This is a genomic window from Staphylococcus sp. B1(2026) (assembly GCF_058895785.1).
Window position 1 is genome coordinate 1 of record NZ_JBZXTS010000055.1, and the last position, 8495, is coordinate 8495.

The 8495-nt window shown below is 30.2% G+C and carries 9 protein-coding genes and 1 riboswitch; all 9 genes read right to left on the reverse strand.

What is annotated here, in order from left to right; translation table 11 throughout:
- Positions 1-38: 38 nt before the first annotated feature.
- Positions 39-1022: an ROK family glucokinase gene (locus tag AC5EAH_RS07290; RefSeq protein ID WP_493494118.1), complete on the reverse strand. Its 984-nt coding sequence runs from the start codon at positions 1020-1022 to the stop codon at positions 39-41.
- Positions 1023-1024: 2 nt separating this feature from the next.
- The gene (locus tag AC5EAH_RS07295) at positions 1025-1228 is read right to left on the reverse strand and encodes a YqgQ family protein (protein WP_493494119.1); all 204 of its coding nucleotides are present in this window, start codon (positions 1226-1228) and stop codon (positions 1025-1027) included.
- Between the two features lie 4 nt (positions 1229-1232).
- Complete coding sequence (locus AC5EAH_RS07300; RefSeq protein WP_493494120.1) at positions 1233-2696, reverse strand: rhomboid family intramembrane serine protease; 1464 nt, start codon at positions 2694-2696, stop codon at positions 1233-1235.
- Positions 2697-2707: 11 nt separating this feature from the next.
- Entirely contained in the window at positions 2708-3244 is a 537-nt protein-coding gene (locus AC5EAH_RS07305; protein ID WP_493494121.1) for a 5-formyltetrahydrofolate cyclo-ligase, read from the reverse strand.
- Positions 3245-3361: 117 nt separating this feature from the next.
- Complete coding sequence (locus AC5EAH_RS07310; protein WP_493494122.1) at positions 3362-3760, reverse strand: cytidine deaminase; 399 nt, start codon at positions 3758-3760, stop codon at positions 3362-3364.
- A gap of 8 nt (positions 3761-3768) precedes the next feature.
- Positions 3769-5070, reverse strand: coding sequence for a pyrimidine-nucleoside phosphorylase (locus tag AC5EAH_RS07315; protein ID WP_493494123.1), 1302 nt, complete (start codon positions 5068-5070; stop codon positions 3769-3771).
- Between the two features lie 180 nt (positions 5071-5250).
- On the reverse strand, positions 5251-6507 hold the full coding sequence (locus AC5EAH_RS07320) for a nucleobase:cation symporter-2 family protein (protein ID WP_493494124.1): 1257 nt from the start codon (positions 6505-6507) through the stop codon (positions 5251-5253).
- Positions 6508-6517: 10 nt separating this feature from the next.
- Entirely contained in the window at positions 6518-7096 is a 579-nt protein-coding gene (gene xpt / locus AC5EAH_RS07325) for a xanthine phosphoribosyltransferase (protein ID WP_493494125.1), read from the reverse strand.
- Between the two features lie 133 nt (positions 7097-7229).
- Positions 7230-7331: riboswitch (purine riboswitch) on the reverse strand.
- Positions 7332-7395: 64 nt separating this feature from the next.
- Positions 7396-8400: an aromatic acid exporter family protein gene (locus AC5EAH_RS07330; protein ID WP_493494126.1), complete on the reverse strand. Its 1005-nt coding sequence runs from the start codon at positions 8398-8400 to the stop codon at positions 7396-7398.
- Positions 8401-8495: the final 95 nt, after the last annotated feature.

Below are 8495 nucleotides of genomic sequence, written 5' to 3' on the forward strand. Positions count from 1 at the left end.
CAACACTCTTTGACAAAGAGCCATAAAAATACGAGTAGTTAACTACTCGTATTTACTAATTTATTTTCAACTAACCAATGCGCACCATAAATACCCGCATCATTTGATAATTCAGCTAATTTAATGACACAATCATCTAAAACAGGTTTAAACGCTGTTTTTTGAAATGCGTCAATGATTCTATTAATTAAAAAATCACCTGCTTTAGAAACACCACCACCGATTACAATAACTTTTGGATTTAAAATCGTTGCAATATTTGCTAGTGCCAAACCAATATAATTTGCCATTTCATCAATGACAGCTAAAGCAAAAGGATCATTTTGCTTAGCAGCATCGAAAACTTCTTTCGCTGTAATTTGTTCTTGTTCAGTCATTAATAAAGTTAAGGGTGTGTCAATTGTTGTTTTTGCAAAATTATAATAAGCTAAGTTAACTACACCTGTCGCTGAAGCAACTGTTTCTAAACAACCATGATTACCACAACCACATAAAAATCGACGTTCATTATCTACAATCATATGCCCTATTTCACCTGCAGCACCATTGATACCATGTAAAATATCACCATTACAAATCACACCGCCGCCAACACCAGTCCCTAAAGTGACCATGATAACATCACGTTCGCCATGACCAGCACCTTTATGCATTTCACCAATGGCTGCAATATTGGCATCATTTTCGATAACTACAGGCAGTCCACCTAATGCTTGTGACAATTCTTGTTGAATGTTGCGCAATTCGCTTCCCCAATTCAAATTGGCCGCACCATTTATCATACCTGTTTCTGAATTAATTGGTCCTGGTGCACCTAACCCTGCACCAATACAATTATCAAATTGATAATTTAAATTTTCAGCTTTTTCTAGTAGAGATTTAGCAATATTAGGCAGAATATGTTGTCCTTGCTGACTTTTGTCTGTACGCAATTCCCACTTGACAATAATATCCCCTTGTTCATTCATTATCGCTAATTTGCTTGTTGTTCCCCCTAAATCAATTGCAAAACTATATTTCATATTTATTTCTCCCCTTGTTCTTTTAACCCCTCTTTTAAAATCATTGTTGCATAAATGTAATGAGATTGTTCAATAAGACCTGTTTGATATAATTCAATTATTTCACTTAACATCATCTCTAAAGTATCTAATCTATCATCCATATAAATAATAATACCGTATGATTTTAATAATTGTTGCACATCATAAACCGTTGTTAATTGCATAATATTACTCCTTATTTGTCTCTTCTGTATTAGCAATACGTGCATTTAATTCATTAATTAACACTTGATATTGTTCACTCGGTTGAGATTTTTCAGCTTGTTGTGCATATTTTAATGCTTCTGTTAAATTATTTTGTGCGCGATATACAATAGCAACTTGATAATTTAATTCAGCATTATTAGGATTAATAGTTAAACCTTTTAACCAATATTTTTGTGCGTCTTCATAATTTTCATGAATCAACTTATATAAACCATATTCTAAATAAGTTTGATCCGTTGCTGTCCCTTTTTTTATAGATTGTTCTAATTCTAAAATACTTACATCACCACTCTGTACTTTTTGTTCTGTATTTACTGGTGGTGCTGTCACAGGTGAAATAAAACCTGATTTATAGACGATAAATATACTTAGTAAGCTAATAACAATTGCACTACTTATTAATGGAAAAGTGAATTTCCAGCGTGAAATATATGCTAATAAAATACCTACAAAATAACCAATAAAATGAACTTGTAAATTATGATTCAAATGTAATAATGTACTAATTAATACAAATGCTGTACTAATACCAATAATTAACATACTATCTTTATGATATATCGCTTGTTTTGTAATAATTAAATAAGTTAATGCACCTAGTAACCCAGCGACAGCACCGTGTGCACCCATACTAATAATTGAAGATTCAAAAATCAAATTACTCGCATTCGCTAAAATACCACTTAACACAAAATAATAGTAAATATGATTATGTTTATTAATGTACTTTAATAAAAAAGTAGTCATCAATAAAATAATTATTTGTAATAATATTTCTATCAAATGATTATTTGCAAAAATCGAAGTAATAATTTGATAAACATGTCCCTCCCAAAAATGTTTAGGATAAAGGGCGCCTACTTTCTCATAAGTAAATTCATTCGTATAGCGTCCCAATGCAAAAGTTAATAAAAAACCTAATAAAATACTCCCTATAATGACTGATAAACTTACTAATTTATTTTTATTAGGTGATTTCGTTACTTTTTTCTTTTGAAATAATTTATTTTTATAATGCGCTGATGTCTTACTATTGGCAAAAATTTCTATTTCATTTTGACTTAATTCTGTTAACGATAAATCTTCCATATCTTTGATAATAAATTGTTCTATAGTTATATCTTCATCATCAATATACTTTTTGTAGAAAGGTGCAATCTCTGATTTAGGATCAATGATATAAGTTTTAATTTTTAAAATATCTAATCCAAAATTTTCTTTAAGTTTTTCTTTACCTTTTATACTATAACGTGCAAAATTTTTCGAATCCATTTCTGATAATTGTTCTTTATACATTAAACGAATTAATCTATGTTCTGAGTTTTTTAACCAGACATCTTTATAAATTTCGTTATAATAAGCAATTTGATAATCATATTTTTGAATAAATAGATATACTAATTGCCAAAATTTTAATTCATTCATGGCCTCATCCTTTATATAATTTTTGATTGTATTAGTCTTTTGACAGGCATATCAAAATGCGTTGGTTCAAACTCGGTAATTTGAGGTAAGATAGCTAAACTTACAGTAAATAATTGAGGATATTGTGCCAAATATTTGTCATAAAAACCACCACCATAGCCTATTCGATACCCTGTTTCACTAAAAGCTAAACCAGGTACAATCATAAAGTCAATATCATTAATGATCGTTGTTTGACGACTAGTTAAAATATTTTTTTCATCTCTAATTATATCATCTAATGAATTTAATGGTACAAAATGCATTGTATAAGTAGTATAGTCACATTTAGGAACAAGTACTTGTTTATTATCTTGCCACGCTTTTTCAATTAACGTTGCAAGATTCAATTCAAAATCATTTGCTAAATAAAGTGCTAAATTTTTAGCTTGTTGATATTCAGGCATTGCCAAGACTTGTTCAATACATGATAAACTATATTGTTCTCTTTTAGATTGTGGTAAATTGGTTAATAAATTAATAATTTGTTTACGTATAATTTTTTTCATGCTTCACCTCTTCATTTAATTATACTCATATTTTTTAATCTTGAAAAGTATAATTATTATATTTAAGATAATTGTAACAACAAGCTCGCCTAATCAATTAGACGAGCTTACAATAATTTATTTTAAATTCTTTTGATTAAATGCACCTGGTAATAATGTACCAATATTTGTTTCCACGACTTCTGATTTTGTTGCATTAGTTAAAATCACAGGCATATCCGCTTCACAAAATTCTGCAATTACTTGACGACAGGCACCACAAGGAGAAATTGCTTCATTTGTTTGTCCAGTAATGACTAAACATTTAAATTGTCGTTCCCCTTCAGAAACAGCTTTAAATATCGCTGTTCTTTCTGCACAATTAGTCAAACCGAACGATGCATTTTCGACATTACAGCCTGTAAATATTTTACCACTTTCAGTTAATAATGCTGCACCTACTGGAAAATTAGAATATGGTACATAGGCATGCTTTAATGCTTCATTGGCTACATCAATTAATTGATCTTTTATCATACTAACCTCTATTCTGTAATCACTTGATAAATTAATGGCGGCACAGTGACTTCTTTAGCAATCTTAATATATTTTAATAACTCCATTTTTATTTTAGTCACATCTTCTGTATGACTATGAATTTCTACTAAAACATCATCTTTTTTAACCGTATCACCTACTTTTTTACGTAATACGAGTCCTACTGATAAATCAATAGTATCTTCTTTTGTTGCACGACCAGCACCTAATTGCATTGCTATAATACCTAATTGGTCAGCAACGATTTCTGCTATAACACCTTCTTCAGTAGCTAATAATGGTGTTACATATGGCGCTTGTGGTAATAATTGTGGATTATCAATTTGCTGGACATTTCCACCTTGTTGTCCAATAAATTCTTTGAATTTGTTTAAAGCACGACCATCTTCAATAGCAGCTTGTAACAGTTGTTGGGCCTCTTCTAATGTTTCAGCTTTTTTAGCTAATACAACCATTTGACTACCTAGAGTATAAACTAATGTCGTTAAATCTGCTGGTCCTTGTCCTTTTAATGTATCAATAGCTTCTTTAACTTCTAATGCATTACCGATTGCATAACCTAAAGGTTGACTCATATCAGAAATAACGGCCATTGTTTGACGACCAACATTATTACCAATACGTACCATTGCTTTTGCTAAATTAACTGCCTCTTCTTCAGTTTTCATAAATGCACCGGCCCCTGTTTTAACGTCTAAAACAATGGCATCAGCACCTGCAGCAATTTTTTTACTCATAATTGAACTCGCAATTAATGGAATTGTATCTACTGTCGCTGTGACATCTCTTAAAGCATATAATTTTTTATCTGCTGGTGTTAAATTAGCAGATTGACCAATAACAGCTACACTATCTTTGTTTACTGCGTCAATAAATTGTTGTTCTGTTAATTCTACATGAAAACCTTCAAATGATTCTAATTTATCTATTGTCCCACCTGTATGACCTAAACCACGGCCACTCATTTTAGCAACTGGTACACCTACTGATGCAACTAATGGTGCTAATACTAAAGTTGTCGTGTCACCTACACCACCAGTAGAATGCTTATCTACTTTAATACCTTGAATGGCAGATAAATTCATTACATCACCAGAATTAACCATTGCCATAGTTAAATCAGCACGTTCTTCATCAGTCATATCTTGAAAATAAATAGCCATTGCTAAAGCACTTGATTGATAATCTGGTATGCTACCATTTGTATAACCTTCAACAAAGAAATTAATTTCTTCAGTTGATAATGCTTCACCATTACGTTTTTTTTCAATAATATCAACGATTCTCATATTTTTACCTCTTCATATATTTTTTGGTATCGCTTTAATATTATAATCTAACCACGATAGTAAGTAAAGTACGACATTACGTACTATCACAGTTATTTTGTTAATATCATCATACGATAAAGCCAAAGCTAATTAAATTAACTTTGACTTTATGTGTTATATTTTATTATTGATAGACAACTATTTTTTATTTTTTAATGTGAAAAATAAATTAATAATAATCGCTACGAATGTTCCTAATACAATACCACTTTCTGTTAACCATGTTAAATATGATGGTACTTTTGCTAATGCTTGCGGTACAGTTGTTACACCTAAACCAACTCCAACTGAACATGCAATAGTCATTAAATTTTCTTCTTTTGTAAAATCGACTTGCCCTAACATTTTAACACCATAAGCTAATACCATTCCAAACATTGCTATCATAGCACCACCTAATACTGGTTCAGGAATGATTGTTGCTAAGGCACCTATTTTAGGTATTGATCCAGCTAGCATCAAAATAGCTACCATCATATACATTACTTTTTTTGTTTTAACTCCTGAAATTTGAACTAATCCAACATTTTGAGAATATGTTGTATATGGGAATGCATTAACTAAAGCACCTATCATTACAGCTAAACCTTCTGAAAAATAACCACGACGTAAATCTTCTTCTTCAAGTTTTTTACGCCCAATAATATCTGTTAAAGCGTAGTAAACACCTGTTGATTCAATCATACTCACAATAGCAACAATAATAAATGTAATAATAGAACTTAAATGAAATTCAAAACTAGCAAATTTAAAGATAGATGGATATTGTAACCATGCCGCAATGGCTACATTTGATGTTTGTACTAAACCGAAACAAGCACTTAACAATGTACCTACAACTAAACCTATTAAAATGGAAATTGAACGAATAAAACCTTTAGTAAAACGATATAACACTAAAATAACAATTAAAGTGACTAGCGCAATAAAAATATTTTTCATATCTCCATAATGTTTAGAACCTACACCACCAGCTGAATAATTCATTGCAACTGGAATTAAAGTAATCCCTATAATCGTAACAACACTTCCAGTTACAACTGGTGGAAATAATTTAGCAACTTTAGCAAAGAATGGTGCAATAACAATCACGGCTAAACCAGATATAAAAATCGAACCATACATAATTGATAATCCATGAGCATTACCAATAGCAATCATAGGTCCAACTGCTGTAAAGGTACAACCTAAAACCACAGGTAAGCCAATACCAATAAATTTACCACGATAAACTTGTAAAAATGTAGCTACCCCACACATAAAAATATCTACTGCAACTAAATATGTTGTTTGTTGTGCGGATAAACCTAATGCACCTGCTACAATAATCGGCACAATTACAGCACCTGCATACATTGCCAAGACATGTTGAATACTAAGTAACAAATTTTTCATTAATATACTCCTATTCTTCTACAAAACTAATTTGTTCATTATCAAGTGAAGCAATACGACATAAAGAACACACATCTAAACCTTTATCAATTAAACGTTGACGTCCTGGTTGAAAAGATTTTTCAATGACAATACCTACACCAACTGTTGTTGCACCAGACTGTTTAACTAACTCATTCAGCCCTAAAGCCGCTTCACCATTAGCTAAAAAGTCATCAATGATTAACACTTTATCTGAAGGTGATAAATATTCTTTTGATAAAATAACGGTATTTGTGACATTTTTTGTATAACTGAAAATGTCTGTTTGATAAAATGTATTCGATTTTAATGTTGACGGGACTGTTTTTTTAGCAAAAACCATAGGTACACCATAGGCTAAAGCCGCCATAATAGCTGGCGCAATTCCTGATGCTTCAATTGTTAAAATTTTTGTTACGGGTTTGTCTCCGAAATAGGATTTAAACGTTTTACCAATTTCATACATTAAAGGTGCTTCTATTTGATGATTAATAAATGAATCTACCTTTAAGACATTGTTTGGAAAAACCTTTCCTCGTTGTAGTACTCTTTGTTTTAGCAGTTCCATGCTACACTTCCTTTCTTTATTAATTTTGCATACAAAAAAGACTTCATAGCACTGAAATGGCTACAAAGTCTTTTATCGCAATAATAATTAAGCTAGGGAAATTACTATAGTAATCCATTACTATAGTGTTAGCTGTTTTTTATTATTTGCGTATAGTCGCTTCATTTACGGTAAAGCGGTAGAAACTTGTAAGCCTTATTCTTACGATTATATATGCAAAATAGATAGTGTTATACTAACATAAATTATTCATAAAAAACAAGACTTTCCTTACTTAATTGTTAAAAAAATATATTTTTTTAATTTAAAACGTTATCATCACTAAAAACACCACGTTCTCTTAAAATATTCTCATAAAAGTTCGTTTTAATCTTTAAATAAATTTCAATATCTCTTAGTAAATGATATAAAATAGCACGTGTTTCAAACTCTTCTCTCGTTTGAGGTAAGCGACTCATTGTTAAATGTTGATAAAAATTATTAATAATTTGTTTTAATTGTACACCTGAATTATGTTCACGTATTTGTTGTGAAGTTAAATAAAAAATATTAGCTAATATTTTACTTTGTTCACTTGTAGTGTTTAGTAAAAATAAATTTTGATACATGGCATCCAATACATTTAACTGCATACGTCTCATTTCAAAATATCGTAAATCATAACGACTGGATAAAAGCAATTTATTATCATACTCTTCTCTCGTTAATTTAATAGCTTTATCAACTTGATGCGTTAATTGCTTAATTTGATGTCCTATTTCTTGCTTATACTCGCTCGTATATAATTCAGAATAAAATAATATGAATAATTGACGTAAATTATTTTCAATACCTTGTCTTAACATTAAAATTTCATTAAAACGCGAAATCATAAATAAATTAACAATACTTGCAACAATAACCCCGATTAATACCAATATAATTTCATTATAAATAATATCCCACGTTATCATTCCGTCAGCTAAAATATGTCCAATAATTACAGCACCTGGTACCACACCAATCATTAAATTACATAGTAAACAAACTATAATATAACAAATTAAAAACAAACCAAATGCCCACATATTAAAACCAAATAATGAAAAAATCACAATTGATAAGAGCAAGCCCAATAAAATAGAAATTAATCGCTGACAAGCTGATTTAATTGTTACTTTAGTAGAATCCATTACACTTAATAAACCTACGACACCTGCTGTAAAAGCAAATTGTACATCTAATAAAGTCGCTAGCCATATTGAAGCCATAGTTGCAATAAACATTCGAAGTACTTTTAATAATTTAAATTTTGACAATTTCACATGATTACACCTACCTAATTAGTCTACTGTAATCATAGTAGATATATTATAGAACGTCAATCAATAGCTAAAATGAATTAATTGCGATGTAGCCT

Excerpts from the sequence above, each read along its gene's own strand:
- AC5EAH_RS07300 (WP_493494120.1), bottom strand. The coding sequence starts at position 2,696 with ATGAATGAATTAAAATTTTGGCAATTAGTATATCTATTTATTCAAAAA.
- AC5EAH_RS07315 (WP_493494123.1), bottom strand. The coding sequence starts at position 5,070 with ATGAGAATCGTTGATATTATTGAAAAAAAACGTAATGGTGAAGCATTA.
- AC5EAH_RS07310 (WP_493494122.1), bottom strand. The coding sequence starts at position 3,760 with ATGATAAAAGATCAATTAATTGATGTAGCCAATGAAGCATTAAAGCAT.
- AC5EAH_RS07320 (WP_493494124.1), bottom strand. The coding sequence starts at position 6,507 with ATGAAAAATTTGTTACTTAGTATTCAACATGTCTTGGCAATGTATGCA.
- AC5EAH_RS07290 (WP_493494118.1), bottom strand. The coding sequence starts at position 1,022 with ATGAAATATAGTTTTGCAATTGATTTAGGGGGAACAACAAGCAAATTA.
- xpt (WP_493494125.1), bottom strand. The coding sequence starts at position 7,096 with ATGGAACTGCTAAAACAAAGAGTACTACAACGAGGAAAGGTTTTTCCA.
- AC5EAH_RS07305 (WP_493494121.1), bottom strand. The coding sequence starts at position 3,244 with ATGAAAAAAATTATACGTAAACAAATTATTAATTTATTAACCAATTTA.
- AC5EAH_RS07295 (WP_493494119.1), bottom strand. The coding sequence starts at position 1,228 with ATGCAATTAACAACGGTTTATGATGTGCAACAATTATTAAAATCATAC.